This window comes from Streptomyces sp. SX-6 (assembly GCF_059089585.1).
This window is the reverse complement of the sequence record NZ_JBTHHU010000009.1, coordinates 84052-101298: the sequence shown is the minus strand read 5'-3', so window position 1 is coordinate 101298 and position 17247 is coordinate 84052. Positions and strand designations below refer to the sequence as shown.

Below are 17247 nucleotides of genomic sequence, written 5' to 3'. Positions count from 1 at the left end.
TCGACTGTTCCCTGGCAGGCGAACCGATGGGTAGGCTCGCTTGCCATGGAGCATGAGGTGTTCGTTCCGGTTCCCGTCGGCGCGGTCCGGCGGGCCCTCGCCGATCCCGCGCGCATCGCCCGGTGCGTTCCGGGTCTGCAGAGGGACGCCGGGGACGACCGGAACGACGCGGTCGCGGGACGGCTGCGGGTGCGCATCGGCGGGTCCACGATCACCTACCGGGGGTCGTTCCGGCTGACGGAGCGCGACGGGCTCTTCGAGCTCTCCGGCGAGGGCACGGAGGCCCGCGGCGCGGCCACGGTGACGTTCGCACTCACCGTCCGGCCGACGGCGGCACCCGACGGAACGCGCCTGGCCTGCACGGGATCGGTCGTCGGCGCGGGCCGGCTGGCCGAGTTCGACGACAAGACCGCCCAGGCGGTCGCGAAGCGCCTGCTGGACCGCTTCGGCGCCGCGCTGGCGGAGGAGCTGTCCGCGTCCGCGGAGCCGGAGACGGCGGCGGAGATGGAGACGGTGGCGGAGACGGCCGAGATCGTCGAGGACGTCAAGGTCGCCGAGGCCGTCCCGGACACCGTGCCCCAGGACGAGGAGGAGCCGCCCGCCGAGGCGGCCCACGCGCGGCGCACGATGATCGGGCGCAGCGCGGAGGAGGTCGACCACGCGCCGCCGCGGGGGCGGTACGCGCCCGTGCCCGCGCCGGAGACGACGACCGGGCGTGCGGCCCTGCGGTGGGCCGCACCGGCCGCTGCCGCGGTGCTCGCGTCGGCGGTCGTCGTGGGCCGTGTCCTGCGCCGCCGCCGCTGACGTTCTCCGCCTGCTCTGCCTATGGTCGGAGCGTGAACACTGAGAACATCTCGCTCGTGGCCGGGAACGCCGAGGCGACCTTCGACCCGGCCGATGGCTGCCGCGTCAGCAGCCTGAAGGTCGATGGCATCGAACTCCTGCGGCAGGGCGCCAAGTACGGCTGTTTCCCGATGGTTCCGTGGTGCGGCCGTACCGACCGCGGCCGCTTCCGCAACGGCGGCGAGCTGCACCAGCTGCCGGTCAACTCCCCGCCGCACGCCATCCATGGCACCGGCCGTGACACGGCCTGGCGTACCGCCCGCGCGGACACCGACTCGGCCGCCTTCACCTACGACCTCGCCGAGCCCTGGCCGTACCCCGGCCGGGTCACCCAGTTGGCGGAACTGACGGAGAATTCCCTGACGCTGACCATGGGCGTCGAGGCGGCGTCCGACTCCTTCCCGGCCCAGGCGGGCTGGCATCCCTGGTTCCTGCGGAACCTCGGCACGGGCGGGGACGTCGAGATCGACTTCAAGGCGGAGTGGCAGGAGGAGCGCGGCGGCGACCACCTGCCGACGGGCCGCCGCATCGACCCCCTCCCCGGCCCCTGGGACGACTGCTTCGGGATGCCCGACGGCGTCCATGTCACCCTCACCTGGCCGGGTGCGTTCGAGGTGCAGGTCACCAGTCGTGCCGAGTGGGTCGTCGTCTACGACGAGCAGGAAGCAGCCGTGTGCGTGGAGCCCCAGTCCGGTCCGCCGAACGGGCTGAACACCCTGCCGCGCCTGGTCACGCCCATCGATCCGCTGGAGATCTCCACGACGTGGACGTGGCGGCAGCTGGCCTAAGCTCGTGCACATGACCGACGCGCGCGACGCCCTGCTTCAGCAGATCAAGGACAAGGCCGTGGTTCACGGCAAGGTGACCCTCTCCTCCGGCAAGGAGGCCGACTACTACATCGACCTGCGCCGGATCACCCTGGACGCGGAGGCCGCGCCGTTGGTCGGCCAGGTGATGCTGGACGCCACCGCCGACCTGGAGTACGACGCGGTCGGCGGGCTCACCCTCGGCGCCGACCCGGTCGCCGCCTCGATGCTGCACGCCGCTGCCGCGCGGGGCCGCAAGCTCGACGCCTTCGTGGTGCGCAAGGCGCAGAAGACGCACGGCATGCAGCGCCGGATCGAGGGCCCGGACATCAAGGGCCGCCGGGTCCTGGTGGTCGAGGACACCTCGACCACCGGCGGGTCCCCGCTGACCGCCGTCGAGGCGGCCCGCGAGGCCGGTGCGGAGGTTGTCGCGGTGGCCACGATCGTCGACCGCGGGGCCGCGCAGGCCATCGCCGACGCCGGGCTGCGCTATGTGACGGGGTACTCGCTCGGCGACCTCGACCTGGGCTGACGGTCTGGGCTGTAGAGGGGGGTGAGGTTTCACGTGAAACCTCACCCCCCTCTCATATGAGCGTGCCGAGCCTCATGTGGAGTAATTCGGGGAGTCTGGGAGGATGGGGACGACGATGACCGTCGCCCCCTAGGTCAGGGCCCCGTACTCGCCCACAGCGCACAACAAGGAGCGGACAGATGCCCATCGCAACCCCCGAGGTCTACAACGAGATGCTCGACCGGGCGAAGGCAGGCAAGTTCGCCTACCCGGCCATCAACGTGACCTCGACGCAGACTCTGCACGCCGCTCTCCGCGGTTTCGCCGAGGCCGAGAGCGACGGCATCATCCAGATCTCCACCGGTGGCGCGGAGTTCCTGGGCGGTCAGTACAGCAAGGACATGGTCTCGGGTGCCGTCGCGCTCGCCGAGTTCGCGCACGTCGTCGCCAAGAAGTACCCGGTGAACATCGCGCTGCACACCGACCACTGCCCGAAGGACAAGCTCGACGGGTACGTGCGTCCGCTGCTCGCGATCTCCCAGGAGCGCGTGGCCGCCGGCCAGAACCCGCTGTTCCAGTCCCACATGTGGGATGGCTCCGCCGAGAAGCTCGACGAGAACCTGGCCATCGCCAAGGAGCTGCTGGCCGAGGCCGTGAAGGCGAAGATCATCCTCGAGGTCGAGATCACCCCGACCGGCGGCGAGGAGGACGGCGTCTCCCACGAGATCAACGACGAGCTGTACACCACCGTCGCCGACGTCGAGAAGACCGTCGAGGCGCTGGGCCTGGGCGAGAAGGGCCGCTACCTGCTGGCCGCCTCCTTCGGCAACGTCCACGGCGTCTACAAGCCGGGCAACGTCGTGCTGCGTCCGGAGCTGCTGCGCGACCTCCAGGACGGCATCGCCGCCAAGCACGGCAAGCAGGACCCGTTCGACTTCGTCTTCCACGGCGGCTCCGGCTCCACGGCGGAGGAGATCCGCACCGCGCTGGAGAACGGCGTCGTGAAGATGAACCTCGACACCGACACCCAGTACGCCTTCACCCGCCCCGTCGCGGCGCACATGTTCCAGAACTACGACGGTGTGCTGAAGGTCGACGGCGAGGTCGGCAACAAGAAGACCTACGACCCGCGCACCTGGGGCAAGCTGGCCGAGGCGGGCATGGCCGAGCGCGTCACCAAGGCCTGTGCGGACCTGCGCGCCACGGGCACGAAGCTGAAGTAACTGTTTGCGCGGAGGGGCCCGGCACCGTTGTGGTGCCGGGCCCCTTCTTCGTATTCGTATGGCCGGTGCGGGCCCGGCGGGGGATGATCCGGGCATGAGCGAATTCGCTGGTGTGCGTCTTCGCACCCCCGCCGGGCGCTATGTGCTGCTGACGGCCGTTCTCGGTTCGGGCATGGCCATGCTGGACAGCACCGTCGTCAATGTCGCGCTGCCGCACATCGGCAGTGATTTGCACGCGGGCCTGGACGTCCTGCAGTGGACCGTCAACGCCTACATGCTCACCCTCGCCGGGCTCATCCTGCTCGGCGGTGCGCTGGGCGACCGGTTCGGGCGGCGCCGGGTGTTCGTCGTCGGCGTGGTGTGGTTCGCGATCGCCTCGCTGCTGTGCGGGATCGCTCCGACCGCGGGGGTGCTCATCGCCGCCCGGGCGCTCCAGGGCATCGGCGGGGCGCTCCTCACCCCCGGTTCGCTCGCGCTGATCCAGGCGGTCTTCCACCCCGACGACCGGGCCGGTGCGGTGGGTGCCTGGTCGGGGCTGGGCGGAGTGGCCACGGCCGTCGGGCCGTTCGTGGGCGGCTGGCTCGTGGACGGGCCCGGCTGGCGCTGGGTGTTCCTGATCAACCTGCCGGTCGCCGCCGTGTGCGTACCGGTGGCCATGCGGCACGTCCCGGAGACCCGGGACCCGGCCGCGCACGGCCGGTTCGACGTCCTGGGCGCGGCACTCGGCGCGCTCGCGCTCGCGCTGGTGACGTACGCGCTGATCGCCGCCCCGGAGCAGGGTGCCTCTTCGGTGGTGATCGGCACGGGGGTCGGGGGCGTGGTGGTGGGTGTGGTGTTCGCGTACGTCGAGCGGCGGTTGGACGATCCCATGCTGCCGCCGGAGATCTTCTCGAGCCGGATGTTCTCCGCGGTCAACGCGGTCACGGTGTGCGTGTACGCGGCTTTCGGCGGCTTCTTCTTCCTGTCGGTGCTCCAGCTCCAGATCGTGGTCGGGTGGTCCGCGCTGGTCGCGGGGACGGCGCTGCTGCCGACGACGGTGCTGATGCTGCTGCTGTCGGCGCGTTCCGGGCGGCTCGGCCAGGCGATCGGGCCCCGGATCCCGCTCACGGTCGGGCCGTTGCTGTGCGCGGTGGGGATGCTGCTGATGGCCCGGGTGGGGGCGGGCGCGGTGTACTGGCGGGACGTGCTGCCCGCGCTGGTGGTGCTGGGGCTGGGCATGGTGCTGCTGGTCGCGCCGCTGACGGCGACGGTGCTGGCGTCCGTGGACGTGGCCCGGGCGGGGCTCGCGAGCGGCATCAACAACGCGGCGGCGCGGGCGGCGAGCCTGGTGGCGGTCGCGGCGTTGCCGCTGGCCGCGGGGATGCCGGTGGGGGCGTATCGCGACCCGGTCGCGTTCGGGGCGGGGTTCCAGAGGGCGATGGTGTGGTGTGCGGGGATGTTGGTGGGGGGTGCGGTGTTGGCTGTCGCCGCGGTTCGGCCGGTGCGGGTGGTTCGGCGGCGGCCGGCGGAGGGGGTGCGGCATTGCGGGGCCGCGTCGCCGGAGGACGTGTAGCGGCACGCGATGCCGGGTGCGGCGCCGTTGTGGGGCACGCCCCCTTCGGGGAGCACCCGCCGAAGGCGGGGAAACGGCGCCGCACCCGGAAAACACAGCCGCAAGCGCAGCGTTACCGTGGAGGCCATGGCCATTCACGAGAACCTGCTCGGGGGACCGTCCCCGACCCACCTGCCCGACGACCCCGAGCCGCGCGAGCTGCTCGCCTCCGGGGCGGCCCCCGCCGAGGTCGCCGCCAAGTACCCCGTGTCCTCGCTCGTCTGGGCGCAGCTCGCGGACGACGCGTTCGAGGGCGGCCGGGTCGTCGAGTCGTACGCCTACGCCCGTACCGGCTACCACCGCGGCCTCGACGCGCTGCGCCGCAACGGCTGGAAGGGCCACGGCCCGGTGCCGTGGGAGCACGAGCCCAACCGCGGCTTCCTGCGCGCCCTGCACGCGCTCGCGCGGGCCGCGCAGGCGATCGGGGAGCAGGAGGAGTACGAGCGCTGCTCGACGTTCCTGCGCGACAGCTCGCCGACGGCCGCCAACACGCTGGGCTGAGCCCACGGCTGAGCCGACGGCGTCGCCCCCTTGCCGTGTCCGCTCCCGGGCCGGATGATCGCCGCGTACCCGGCGATCCCGGGAGCAACGGCAGGGGAGGCGACATGAGTTCCGCACCACAGGACAGGGCTCCGAACCTCGACTTCGGCGGTACGACCCCGTACGAGGACTACGTCCGGGCCTCCGTGCTCAGCCATTTGCAGCGGCCGCTCTCCGACGACCCGGGCGAGATGGCCTTCCTGGTCACGACCCAGGTGATGGAGCTGTGGTTCACGGTTCTCGTGCACGAGTGGGAGACGGCCGCACGGGCCCTGCGCGAGGACGACGTACCCACCGTGATGGCCGCGCTCAAGCGCTCCGGCTACGAGCTGGAGTCGCTCAACGCGTCGTGGAAGCCTCTGGCGCATCTGACGCCACATCAGTTCAACGCGTACCGTTCCGCGCTCGGCGAGGCGTCCGGCTTCCAGTCGGCGATGTACCGGCGGCTGGAGTTCCTGCTGGGCGAGAAGTCGCCGGCCCTGCTGGTCCCGTACCGGGCCGCGCCGGCCGTCCACGCGGAGCTGGAGAAGGCGATGCGCGAGCCGAGCCTGTACGACGAGGTCCTGCGCTGGCTCGCGCGCCGCGGCCATGCGATACCCGGCGCCGTGCGCGAACGGGACGTCGTCGAGCGGTACGCGGCCGACCCGGCGGTCGAGACGGTGTGGCAGCGGATCTACGCGGGCGACCAGGGCAGTGACGAGTGCCGGCTGGGCGAGGCCCTGACCGAGGTCGCGGAGCTGGTGTGGCGCTGGCGCAACGACCATCTGGTGGCGACCCGCAGAGCGATGGGCGCCAAGCCGGGCACGGGCGGCTCGTCGGGGGTGGCCTGGCTGGAGAAACGGGCGGCGAAGAGCGTGTTCCCCGAGCTGTGGACGGCGCGCAGCCATGTCTGACCTCGCCGCCGAGGCGGCGGCCCTGGACGCGGCGGACGAACTGCGCGGCAAGCGCGAGGAGTTCGTCCTGGACGACGACACGGTCTACCTCGACGGCAACTCGCTCGGCGCCCTGCCCCGCGCGGTCGCCCCGCGCCTCGCGGAGGCCGTCGGGCGCGAGTGGGGGCAGCAGCGCATCCGCGCCTGGGACACCTGCGGCTGGTGGACCGCACCGGAGCGTACGGGCGACCGCATCGCCCGGCTCCTCGGGGCCGCGCCGGGACAGGTCGTGGCCGGTGACTCGACAAGTGTCAATGTGTTCAAGGCGGTTGTCGCCGCGGTACGCCTCGCGGGCGGCGGCCGCGACGAGATCCTCGTCGACGAGGCGACCTTCCCCACCGACGGCTACATCGCCGCGTCCGCGGCCCGCATGACCGGCTGCCGGCTGCGGGCGGTCGCGGCCGGTGCGATGGCGGCGGAGGCCGGGCCCCGTACGGCCGTCGCGCTCGTCAACCACGTCGACTACCGCACCGGACGCCTGCACGACCTGCCCGGCACGACTGCGGCTGTGCACGCCGCCGGGGCGTGGGCGGTGTGGGACGTGTGCCACAGCGCGGGCGTGCTGCCGGTGGAGCTGGACGCGCACGGCGTCGGACTCGCGGTCGGGTGCACGTACAAGTACCTCAACGGCGGCCCCGGTTCACCCGCCTTCCTGTATGTGCGCCGCGAGCTCCAGGACCGCTTCGACTCCCCGCTGCCCGGCTGGAATTCGCACGCGGACCCCTTCGCGATGGCCCCGGCACACACCCCCGCCGACGGCGTGGTGCGCGGGCGCGTCGGCACGCCGGAGATCCTCTCGCTGCTCGCCCTGGACGCCGCCCTCGGCGTGTGGGACGGGGTCGGCCTCGCGGCCGTACGGGCCAAGAGCCTCGCCCTGACCGACTTCTTCCTGCGCTGCGCCGCAGAGCATGTGCCGCCCGGACGGCTCGAGTCCGTCACCCCGGCCGCGCACGCCGAACGCGGCGGCCAGGTGTCGCTGCGCTGCGCGGACGCGAACGACGTGGCATCGGAGCTCGTCCGGCGCGGCGTCGTCGGCGACTTCCGGCCACCGGACGTGCTGCGCTTCGGCTTCGCACCGCTCTACACGTCCTTCGCGGAGGCGGAGCGGGCGGCGCGGGTGCTGGGGGAGGTGCTGGCATGAGCGAGGAGGCGGCGCTGCTCGCGCTCGCCCCCGTACCGCCGGACAGGACCGTGGCGTACGGGGCGCACCCCAGCCAGGTCGTCGACTTCTACGGGGCGCCGGGCTGCCCGATGGGAGTGACGCTGCTGCACGGCGGGTTCTGGCGGGAGGCGTACGACCGGCGTCACCTCGCCCCGCTGGCCGCCGCGTTGGCGTCCGGCGGCACCGGCGTCGCCCTGGCCGAGTACCGGCGGGTCGGCGGGGGCGGCGGCTGGCCCGTCACCTACGACGACGCCGTGCGGGCGGTGGCCGTCGGGGGACGGGGCGCGGCCCGGCACATCGTCGTCGGGCACTCGGCCGGCGGGCACCTCGCGCTGCTGCTGGCCTCGGCGGGCGTACCCGGCGTGGACGCGGTGGTGGCCGTGGCGCCCGTCGCCGACCTCGCGCTTGCGCGCGAGCTGCGGCTGAGCGGGGACGCGGTCGACGAGCTGCTCGGCGGGGCGGACGTACGGGCGGCGGACCCGCTGACGGCCCCGCCGCCCCGGGTGCCGGTCACGCTGGTGCACGGCGCCGACGACCCGGAGGTGCCGGTGGAGCTGTCACGGCGGTACGCGGCGGCCTCGGGCGCCGTACTGCGGGTCCTCGACGGGGCCGGGCACTACGCGGCCCTGATCCCCGGGACCGGGGCGTTCGCCGCACTGAGCTCGGTGATCGCGGAAGCTACCGAGTAGTACTTGGGACGGACCCCCACGATCCTCTTACGAGGGGACGCCCCACCGCCCCGGTCTGTTTACCGTGGAACGTGTGACCCAGACGCATGAGACGACCACCATCCGCAGCGAGCTGCGCATGGTGAAGAGCGCCCTCGACGGAATCCACAAGGATCTGTTCGCCGACGCCTTCGCCTTCCGGCCGCTGCCGCCGCTCGGCGACGGGCACCGGCTCGTCCGCCTGGCAGGACGGCTGGGCCACCTCGTGCGCTGGCTTCCGCACGCGGCGGTCGGCTTCCTCGCCTTCGTGGTGATGATGCAGACCTTCACCGACACCGGAAACTTCGCGCTGATGCTGCTCGCGGCGGCGCCCCTGGTGATGACGCTCTTCCGGCCGGTCGGCGCGTGGTGGCTGTCGGTGGGCGCGGTCTTCTTCTCGTGCGCGGCAGAGGCGGGGATCTCGCACGCGCTGATCTCCCACATCCTGGTCATGACCCTCGTCGCGATGCGCACCCGCCCGCGCGTGGCCGCCGAGATGTGGCTGCTGACCGGGGTGCTCGGCGTGTTCCTGAACGTGTTCGTCAACAGGATGTTCGGCGTGGGCGGGTTCGTCCAGCTGCTCATGCTCTCGGGCGTGCTGCTGTTCGCCGTCCTCGCCGTGCGCGGGCTGCGCGAGTCCCGGCAGCAGGTCGCCGCCCAGGAGGCCGTCACCCAGGTCGAGCGCTCCCGGCGCACGGTGCTCGAGGAGCGCACCACCATCGCCCGTGAGCTGCACGACGTCGTCGCGCACCACATGTCCGTGGTCGCCATCCAGGCCGAGGCCGCCCCGTACCGGGTGCAGGACACCCCGCCCGAGCTGGCCGCCGCCTTCGCCACCATCCGGGAGAACGCCGTCGCCGCGCTGACCGAGCTGCGCCGCGTCCTCGGCGTCATACGCTCCGAGGACCCCGACGCCTTCGCGGACCCCGAGGCGCCGCAGCCCACGCTCGCCGCGCTGGGCGGGCTCGTCGCCAACGTCCGCGACGCGGGCCTGTCCGTCGAGCACGTCACCACCGGGTCCGTACGGCCCCTGCCGCAGGGCGTCGAGCTGTCCGCCTACCGCATCGTCCAGGAGGCGCTGAGCAACGTGCTGCGGCACGCGCCCGGCGCCGAGGCCCGCGTCGAGGTCAGCTATGTGCTCGGCGGGCTCGGCCTGCGCATCGTCAACGGCCCGCCGGACCGGCTGGCCAAGCCCTCCCCGGGCGCCGGGCACGGGGTCACCGGCATGCGCGAGCGCGTCGCGATGCTCGGCGGCGAGATGACCGCCGGGGCCACCGACGAGGGCGGCTACGAGGTCGCCGCGTTCCTGCCCGTCGCCGCCGCGACGGAGGCCGCCGCATGACCATCCGGGTACTGATCGTCGACGACCAGATGATGGTCCGCGAGGGTTTCTCCGTCCTGCTGAACGCCCAGCCCGACATCGAGGTCGTCGGCGAGGCCGTCGACGGCCGTCACGCCGTCGACCAGGTCGCGGCGCTGCGGCCCGACGTCGTGCTGATGGACATCCGCATGCCCGTGCTCAACGGGCTCGAGGCGACCCGCGAGATCGTCGCCGCCGACCCGGAGGCGAAGGTGCTGGTGCTGACCACCTTCGACCTGGACGAGTACGTCTACCAGGCGCTGCGGGCCGGGGCGAGCGGCTTCCTGCTCAAGGACGCCTCCGCGGGCCAGCTCGCCGAGGGCGTACGCGTCGTGGCCGCCGGCGAGGCGCTGCTCGCGCCGGCCGTGACCAAGCGGCTGATCCTGGAGTTCTCCCGCCTCGGCTCGACCCGCCCGCCCGCGCAGGAGCGGATCGGTGAGCTCACCGAGCGCGAGACGGAGGTGCTGGTGCTCGTCGGGCGGGGGCTGTCCAACGCCGAGATCGCCGAGCATCTCGTCGTCGCCGAGTCCACGGTCAAGACGCACGTCAGCCGCATCCTGGTGAAGCTCGGTCTGCGCGACCGCACCCAGGCCGCGGTCTTCGCGTACGAAGTGGGGCTCATCACTCCCGGCGGGTGACCGGTCGCTGCCATGCCCGGATACCCTCCGGGCATGGCAGCGACCGCCGACTTCGACCCGTGGTCCCACCGCTTCGTCGCCGACCCCTACCCCGTGTACGCACGGCTGCGGGAACAGGGGCGGGTACACCGGTTCGCGCCCACCGGGCAGTGGTTGGTGCCGCACCACGAGGACGTGAGCGCGCTGCTGCGCGACCGGCGGCTCGGACGGACGTATCTCCACCGCTTCACGCACGAGGAGTTCGGCCGTACCCCGCCGCCCCCGGAGCACGAGCCGTTCCACGTGCTGAACGGCAACGGGCTGCTCGACCTGGAGGCCCCGGACCACACACGGATCCGGCGCCTGGTGTCGAAGGCGTTCACCCCGCGCCGGGTCGAGGACCTCGCACCGGCCGTCCGGCGGCTGGCCCGCGAGCTGGTGGACGGCCTTCTCGCCGAGGGCGGCGGCGACCTGATCGCGGAGGTTGCGGAGCCGCTGCCGGTGGCCGTCATCGCCGAACTGCTCGGCATCCCCGCCGCCGACCGGGGGCTGCTGCGGCCGTGGTCGGCGGACATCTGCGGGATGTACGAGCTGAACCCGGACGAGGAGACGGCGCGGCGCGCGGTGCGGGCCTCGGTCGAATTCTCCGCCTATCTGCGGGAGTTGATCGCCGCTCGGCGCAAGGACCCCGGTGATGACCTGATCAGCGCGCTGATCGCCGCGTACGAGGAGGGGGAGCGGCTGAGTGAGCAGGAGATGGTCTCCACGTGCGTGCTGTTGCTCAACGCGGGGCACGAGGCCACGGTCAACACCACCGGCAACGGGTGGTGGGCCCTGTTCCGCAACCCGGAGCAGCTCGCGCTTCTGCGCGCCGACCACGGGCTGCTGCCGCGGGCGGTCGAGGAACTGATGCGCTACGACACGCCGTTGCAGCTGTTCGAGCGCTGGGTCCTCGACGACATCGAGATCGACGGCACCGTCATTCCGCGCGGCGACGAGGTCGCCCTCCTCTTCGGCTCGGCCAACCGCGACCCCGCGAGGTTCACGGCCCCGGACCGGCTCGATGTGACGCGGCCCGACAACCCGCACATCGCCTTTGGCGCGGGCATCCACTACTGCCTTGGCGCGCCACTGGCCCGGCTCGAACTCGTGGCGTCGTTCGGTGAGTTGCTGACGCGGGCGCCGGGGATGCGGGTGGCCGCCGAGCCGGAGTGGAAGCCGGGGTTTGTGATCCGGGGGCTGAGGGAGCTGCGGGTGGAGCTGTGAGGGTGCCCCGGTCCCGCCCTCTCGCCGTCTCCTGGGGCTGCGCCCCAGACCCCCTTGTCGCGGCTTCGCCGCTCGTCCTCAAGCGCCGGACGGGCTTGATTTTCCAGCCCGTCCGGCGTTTGAGGACAACCGCGCGGAGCGCGGTTTCGGGGTCCGGGGCGGAGCCCCGGAGGAAACGGTGAAAGGGCGGGGCCGGGGCACAACTCACCCTCCCCTCAGCCGATGTCGCGGCGCCGCAGCACCGCGAGCCCCACCCCCGTGAGGCCCGCGGCAACGACCGGCAGCCAGACGAACGGCCCGAACGACACCACACCGCCCGGCAACTTCGGCAGGTGCCCGAAGGGCGAGAGGTCCGTGACCCAGCCGGGCAGGTCGAGGACCGGGCCCAGCCAGGCGACGGCCACGCACAGGCCCACCGCGCCCCACGCGCCCGCCGCGGCCCGGGGAAGGGCGCCGGCGAGGAGCGCGGCGAACCCGGCGAGCGTCCAGATCGCGGGCACCTGGGCCAGGCACGCGCCCAGGACGCGCGGCAGCTGCCCGGCGACGTCGCCGGCCGCGGTCCCGTAGGAGATGCCCATGGCCAGCCCGGCGGCCGTCATCACCACGACGGTGCCGAGGAACGCGACGGCCAGGTGGCCGCCCGCCCAGCGGAGCCGGCCGACGGCGCCCGCGAGCAGCGGCTCCGCGCGCTGCGAGGTCTCCTCGGCGTGCAGGCGCAGCACGGCGGAGACCGCGTAGAGGGCGACGACCGTGCCGGTCACGGAGATGATCGAGGCGAGGAAGGTGTCGGCGAGGCCGTGCTGCCCGCCCATGCGCTCGAGGATGTCCCGGAGCCGCTGGTTGTCGCCGACGATGTCGCCCGCGGAGTGGGCGATCGAGCCGAAGACCGCGCAGGCGACGGCCACCGCGAGCGTCCAGCCGAGCAGCGCGGTGCGCTGGAGCCGCAGGGCGAGCGCGCCCGTGCCGCGCAGCCGCCCGGCGGCGGGGCCGGGCCGGGCGGACAGCAGGCCCGCACCGGTGTCGCGGCGCCCGGCGAGGGCGTAGGCGCCGGTCACCGCGACCGCCGCGCCGGCGAGGAAGAGCAGCAGGACCCACCAGCGCTCGTGGGCGTACGGGCGTACGTGCTCGGCCCAGCCCAGCGGCGTGGCCCAGGTCAGCGCCGAGGAGGCGCCGCGGGCGGAGGCGTCGCCCGCCGCCCGCAGCAGGAAGGCGAGGCCGAGGACGGCGCCGGTCAGGCCCCGGGCGAGGCGGGCGCTCTCGGTGAGCTGGGCGGCAACGGCGGCGATGCCCGCGAAGACCGTGCCGCCGCAGCCGAGGGCGAGCCCGAACGCGCACGAACCGGCCGTCGGCAGGCCGGACTTGGCGAGGCCGGCGGTGACGATCACGGCCACCGCGGCGTTCGCGGTGAGCGCGGTGAGCAGGGCCGAGGTCAGCGGCGCGCGGCGGCCCACCACGGCGGAGGAGAGCAGCTCCTGGCGGCCGGTCTCCTCCTCCTCGCGGGTGTGCCGGACCACGATCAGCAGGTTCATCACGGCGACGAGGGCCGAGGTGACGACGAGCATGCGCCAGGCGGTCAGCCCGCCGAGGGAGTCGTCGAAGACCGGCCCGTACAGGGCGCGCAGCGAGCCGTTGCCGGTCATGGAACGGGCGAAGTCGGCCCGCTCCGCCGCGGTGCCGTACAGCTTCTTCAGGGACGAGCCGGTGGCCGTCACGGCCAGGGCGACGACCAGCACCCACACCGGCAGCATCACGCGGTCGCGGCGCAGGGCGAACCGGGTCAGGGGCCGGGTCCCGGCGAGGGCGCTCATCGCGGAACCGCCTGGTAGTGGCGCAGGAAGAGCTCCTCCAGTGTCGGCGGGGTGCTGGTCAGGGAGCGCACCCCGCAGTCGGTGAGCGTGCGCAGCACCGGGCCGAGCTCGCCGGTGTCCACCGTCAGGCGCACGCGGGTGCCCTGGACGTCGACGTCGTGGACGCCGGCGAGCGAGGCGAGGCCGTTGGGCGGGACGGTCAGTTCGGCAAAGACACTGGTGCGGGTCAGGTGGCGCAGGTCCGCGAGGGACCCGGTCTCCACCGTCCGGCCGGCGCGGATGATGCTGACGCGGTCGCACAGCGCCTCGACCTCGCTGAGCACATGGCTGGACAGCAGGACGGTGCGGCCGCGGTCGCGTTCCTCGGTGACGCAGCGGCGGAAGACCTCCTCCATGAGCGGGTCGAGGCCGGAGGTGGGCTCGTCGAGGATCAGCAGCTCGGCGTCGGAGGCGAGGGCGGCGACGAGGGCGACCTTCTGCCGGTTGCCCTTGGAGTAGGTGCGGCCCTTCTTCGTCGGGTCGAGCTCGAAGCGCTCCAGCAGCTCGGTGCGGCGCCGGACGTCGACCGGGCCGCGCAGGCGCCCGCACAGGTCGATGACCTCGCCGCCGGTCAGGCCCGGCCAGAGGGTGACGTCGCCCGGGACGTACGCGAGGCGGCGGTGCAGGGCGACCGCGTCGTGCCAGGGGTCCCCGTCGAGCAGCCGGACGGTGCCCCGGTCCGCCCGCAGCAGGCCGAGCAGGACGCGGATCGTGGTGGACTTCCCGGCGCCGTTGGGGCCGAGGAAGCCGTGGACTTCACCGGTCTCGACGGCGAGGTCGAGACCGTCCAGCGCATGGGTCCGGCCGAAGGCCTTGTGGAGGCCGGACACGGAGATGGCCGTGGACATGTTTCAGAAATTACGCTGGTTTCACAATTTTGTGAAGTCCGGGAAATGCGTAAAATCGGAGCATGATCGAACACGCGGACAGCACGGACAGCGCACGGGACGAGGACGCCGTCGCCCGCTTCGTCGAGCGGTTCGCCGCCGAGCTGACCGAGGCCGGGATGCAGCGCATGGCCAGCCGGGTCTTCGCCGCACTGCTCGTCTCCGACGCCGGGGCCCAGACCTCGGCGGAGCTCGCCGAGCGGCTGCGGATCAGCCCGGCCGCCGTCTCCGGCGCGGTCCGCTACCTGGTCCAGGCCGGCCTGGTCGGCCGGGAGCGCGAGCCCGGCTCCCGGCGCGACAGCTACCGGCTGCACAGAGAGCCCTGGTACGCGTCGCTGATGACCCGCGACCAGATGCTCCTGCGCTGGGAGCGCACGCTGCGCGAGGGTGCGCGCAGCCTCGGCCCGGACTCCCCGGCCGGGGTGCGCGTCGCCGAGACGGCCGCCTTCATGGACTTCATGCGGACGGAGCTCGAGGGCATGCTCGCGCGCTGGGTCGTACAGCGCGACGAGTTGGTCGCCCGCGAGCGCGCCCGGAACACCTAACCCGGCACCTAACCCGGCAGTATCAGCCGCCAGGCGTCCGCCTCGGCCGTCCACGTGCGCGAGGACACCGGGCCTCTGTTCCGGTTGTCGGCGCGGTAGCGGAAGTCCGGCCCGGAGAGCGTGACCGAGCGCGCCCGGCACCGCAGCGGGTCGTCCGCCCCCAGCGGGTGGACCAGGACCTCGGCCAGCCCCTCGACGGCCGTCACCGCGACCCGCCCGACCGGCTGGTCCGGATCCGCCAGCAGCACCCCGTCCGCCACCACCCGCAGCCGCGCGCACGCGGGCTGCGCATGCCGCCCGGCGGGCTTGGCCAGCAGTGCCAGCGCCGTGCGCGCCGTACGGGCCGCGGGGGACCACCACGCCTGGTGCCCGTCCCCGGCGGCGGCCGGTGCCGGCTCCCGCGGCGCGTACGCGGCGGCCCGCCCGGCACCGGCCGGCACCCACAGGCCGCCGAGCACCACCCCGCCGGCGTCGTCGGCCAGCAGCCCCAGCTTCCGCTCGGAGCCCTCGAGCACCGCCCGCGCGGCGGCCACCGCCCCCAGCGGCACGCCGAGTGTCCGGGCCACCGACACGGCGGGCAGCGGCCCCACCGGCACCCAGGCCAGCGGCGCCTCGGTCAGCTCCCCCTGCCGGTGCAACAGGCCGGCCACGCGCAGTAACGCCCGGTCGTCACCGATGACCACGACCCGCCTTCTGCCTCGGCGGGCCACTGCCCGTACGGTCTCCTGCGGACCGTCCGGGAGACAGATTTTCGCCACCGATCCGGCGCACAGCACGTCCCTGGCGATCCGCACGGACTCGCCGTCCACGCGCCGTGCAACCGGGTCGATGACGACGAGCAGCTGCTGTCCAGTCGGGTCTGCAGCCGACACGTTCGTCCTTCCTCAGGTAACCTCTCGGTGCAAGAGCCCCTGTCGCTGTTGCGCCAGGGGCTTCGTCTATCCGGGGCACCGGTTCGACGGCTCTAGCGGTGGTACATGCCCGCATCCAGCGGGGTCACACCACTCTGTCGCACGTTGGACATGCCCCGCCCGGAAGGGGTGTACGCCTGTGCCCGCACTTGTGCTGCTCGGTGCTCAGTGGGGTGACGAGGGCAAGGGAAAGGCCACCGATCTCCTCGGTGGATCCGTTGACTACGTGGTGCGCTACCAAGGTGGCAACAACGCCGGCCACACGGTCGTCGTCGGTGACCAGAAATATGCGCTCCACCTCCTCCCCTCCGGAATCCTGTCGCCAGGGTGCACCCCGGTGATCGGCAACGGTGTCGTCGTCGACCCGGCGGTCCTGCTCTCCGAGCTGAGCGGGCTGAACGAGCGCGGCGTCGACACGTCCAAGCTGCTCGTCAGCGGCAACGCGCACCTGATCACGCCCTACAACGTCACCGTCGACAAGGTGACCGAGCGCTTCCTCGGCAAGCGCAAGATCGGCACCACGGGCCGGGGCATCGGCCCGACCTACGCCGACAAGATCAACCGCGTGGGCATCCGGGTTCAGGACCTCTACGACGAGTCGATCCTGACCCAGAAGGTCGAGGCCGCTCTCGACTTCAAGAACCAGATCCTGGCGAAGCTCTACAACCGCCGCGCCATCGACACCGGCCGGATCGTCGACGAGATGCTGGGCTACGCGGAGCTGATCAAGCCGTTCGTGGCCGACACGACGCTGATCCTCAACAACGCCATCGACGAGGGCAAGGTCGTCCTCTTCGAGGGCGGCCAGGGCACCCTGCTCGACGTCGACCACGGCACGTACCCCTTCGTGACCTCCTCCAACCCGACGTCCGGCGGCGCCTGCACCGGCGCGGGCGTGGGCCCCACGAAGATCAACCGCGTGATCGGCATCCTCAAGGCGTACACCACGCGCGTGGGCGCCGGCCCGTTCCCGACCGAGCTGTTCGACAAGGACGGCGAGGCGCTGCGCACCATCGGCGGCGAGCGCGGTGTCACCACCGGCCGTGACCGCCGCTGCGGCTGGTTCGACGCGGTCATCGCCCGCTACGCGACCCGCGTCAACGGCCTGACGGACTTCTTCCTCACCAAGCTCGACGTGCTCACCGGCTGGGAGCAGATCCCGGTCTGCGTCGCGTACGAGATCGACGGCAAGCGCGTCGAGGAACTCCCGTACAGCCAGACCGACTTCCACCACGCGAAGCCGATCTACGAGATGCTGCCGGGCTGGACCGAGGACATCTCCAAGGCCAAGACCTTCTCCGACCTGCCGAAGAACGCGCAGGCGTATGTGAAGGCGCTGGAGGAGATGTCGGGCGCCCCGATCTCCGCGATCGGCGTAGGCCCGGGCCGCGACGAGACGATCGAGATCAACTCGTTCCTGTCGTAGGACAGTTGCCTGAACAGTGCGCCCCCGGTGGTCTCGGCCACCGGGGGCGCACTGCGTCGTTCAGCCCTTGTTG

Annotated in this window: 17 protein-coding genes; 14 read left to right on the top strand and 3 right to left on the bottom strand. The window is 72.8% G+C overall.

Going from position 1 to position 17247, the window contains the following annotated elements; all coding sequences use genetic code 11:
- The first annotated feature begins 45 nt into the window (after positions 1–45).
- The 12 genes from ACV530_RS13845 (at position 46) to ACV530_RS13790 (ending at position 11558) form a co-directional block, all read left to right on the top strand.
- Positions 46–804 (top strand): SRPBCC family protein, encoded by a 759-nt coding sequence (locus ACV530_RS13845; RefSeq protein WP_494332703.1) that lies wholly within the window; start codon positions 46–48, stop codon positions 802–804.
- 32 nt (positions 805–836) lie between these two features.
- Positions 837–1631, top strand: coding sequence for an aldose epimerase family protein (locus ACV530_RS13840; RefSeq protein WP_494332702.1), 795 nt, complete (start codon positions 837–839; stop codon positions 1629–1631).
- A gap of 10 nt (positions 1632–1641) precedes the next feature.
- Positions 1642–2181 carry an orotate phosphoribosyltransferase gene (pyrE, locus tag ACV530_RS13835; protein WP_494332701.1) on the top strand — a complete coding sequence of 180 codons (540 nt, stop codon included), beginning with the start codon at positions 1642–1644 and terminating at the stop codon, positions 2179–2181.
- 179 nt (positions 2182–2360) lie between these two features.
- Positions 2361–3383: a class II fructose-bisphosphate aldolase gene (gene fbaA / locus ACV530_RS13830; protein WP_494332700.1), complete on the top strand. Its 1023-nt coding sequence runs from the start codon at positions 2361–2363 to the stop codon at positions 3381–3383.
- 94 nt (positions 3384–3477) lie between these two features.
- The gene (locus tag ACV530_RS13825) at positions 3478–4935 is read left to right on the top strand and encodes an MFS transporter (protein WP_494332699.1); all 1458 of its coding nucleotides are present in this window, start codon (positions 3478–3480) and stop codon (positions 4933–4935) included.
- Between the two features lie 126 nt (positions 4936–5061).
- Positions 5062–5475, top strand: coding sequence for a DUF3151 domain-containing protein (locus ACV530_RS13820; RefSeq protein WP_494332698.1), 414 nt, complete (start codon positions 5062–5064; stop codon positions 5473–5475).
- Between the two features lie 104 nt (positions 5476–5579).
- Positions 5580–6407 carry a tryptophan 2,3-dioxygenase gene (locus ACV530_RS13815; protein WP_494332697.1) on the top strand — a complete coding sequence of 276 codons (828 nt, stop codon included), beginning with the start codon at positions 5580–5582 and terminating at the stop codon, positions 6405–6407.
- Positions 6400–7587: a kynureninase gene (locus tag ACV530_RS13810; protein WP_494332696.1), complete on the top strand. Its 1188-nt coding sequence runs from the start codon at positions 6400–6402 to the stop codon at positions 7585–7587. Before ACV530_RS13815 ends, ACV530_RS13810 begins: the two co-directional genes overlap by 8 nt.
- On the top strand, positions 7584–8297 hold the full coding sequence (locus tag ACV530_RS13805) for an alpha/beta fold hydrolase (RefSeq protein WP_494332695.1): 714 nt from the start codon (positions 7584–7586) through the stop codon (positions 8295–8297). Before ACV530_RS13810 ends, ACV530_RS13805 begins: the two co-directional genes overlap by 4 nt.
- A gap of 118 nt (positions 8298–8415) precedes the next feature.
- Positions 8416–9657, top strand: a complete 1242-nt coding sequence (locus ACV530_RS13800; protein WP_494332843.1) for a sensor histidine kinase — start codon at positions 8416–8418, stop codon at positions 9655–9657.
- Complete coding sequence (locus tag ACV530_RS13795) at positions 9654–10313, top strand: response regulator (RefSeq protein ID WP_494332694.1); 660 nt, start codon at positions 9654–9656, stop codon at positions 10311–10313. The genes ACV530_RS13800 and ACV530_RS13795 overlap by 4 nt, the downstream gene beginning before the upstream one ends.
- Positions 10314–10346: 33 nt before the next feature.
- Positions 10347–11558 (top strand): cytochrome P450, encoded by a 1212-nt coding sequence (locus ACV530_RS13790; protein ID WP_494332693.1) that lies wholly within the window; start codon positions 10347–10349, stop codon positions 11556–11558.
- A 215-nt stretch (positions 11559–11773) separates the two neighbouring features.
- On the opposite strand, the gene ACV530_RS13785 is transcribed toward ACV530_RS13790, so the two are convergent.
- Positions 11774–13366 (bottom strand): ABC transporter permease, encoded by a 1593-nt coding sequence (locus tag ACV530_RS13785; RefSeq protein WP_494332692.1) that lies wholly within the window; start codon positions 13364–13366, stop codon positions 11774–11776.
- The gene (locus tag ACV530_RS13780; protein ID WP_494332691.1) at positions 13363–14253 is read right to left on the bottom strand and encodes an ABC transporter ATP-binding protein; all 891 of its coding nucleotides are present in this window, start codon (positions 14251–14253) and stop codon (positions 13363–13365) included. The genes ACV530_RS13785 and ACV530_RS13780 overlap by 4 nt, the downstream gene beginning before the upstream one ends.
- A 62-nt stretch (positions 14254–14315) precedes the next feature.
- Between ACV530_RS13780 and ACV530_RS13775 the strand changes: the two genes are divergently transcribed.
- Complete coding sequence (locus ACV530_RS13775) at positions 14316–14837, top strand: GbsR/MarR family transcriptional regulator (protein ID WP_494332690.1); 522 nt, start codon at positions 14316–14318, stop codon at positions 14835–14837.
- Positions 14838–14845: 8 nt separating this feature from the next.
- Here ACV530_RS13775 and ACV530_RS13770 read toward each other — a convergent pair whose 3' ends face one another.
- The gene (locus tag ACV530_RS13770; protein WP_494332689.1) at positions 14846–15709 is read right to left on the bottom strand and encodes a diacylglycerol kinase; all 864 of its coding nucleotides are present in this window, start codon (positions 15707–15709) and stop codon (positions 14846–14848) included.
- Between the two features lie 178 nt (positions 15710–15887).
- On the opposite strand from ACV530_RS13770, the gene ACV530_RS13765 reads away from it, so the two are divergent.
- On the top strand, positions 15888–17174 hold the full coding sequence (locus tag ACV530_RS13765) for an adenylosuccinate synthase (RefSeq protein ID WP_494332688.1): 1287 nt from the start codon (positions 15888–15890) through the stop codon (positions 17172–17174).
- The last annotated feature ends 73 nt before the right edge of the window (positions 17175–17247 follow it).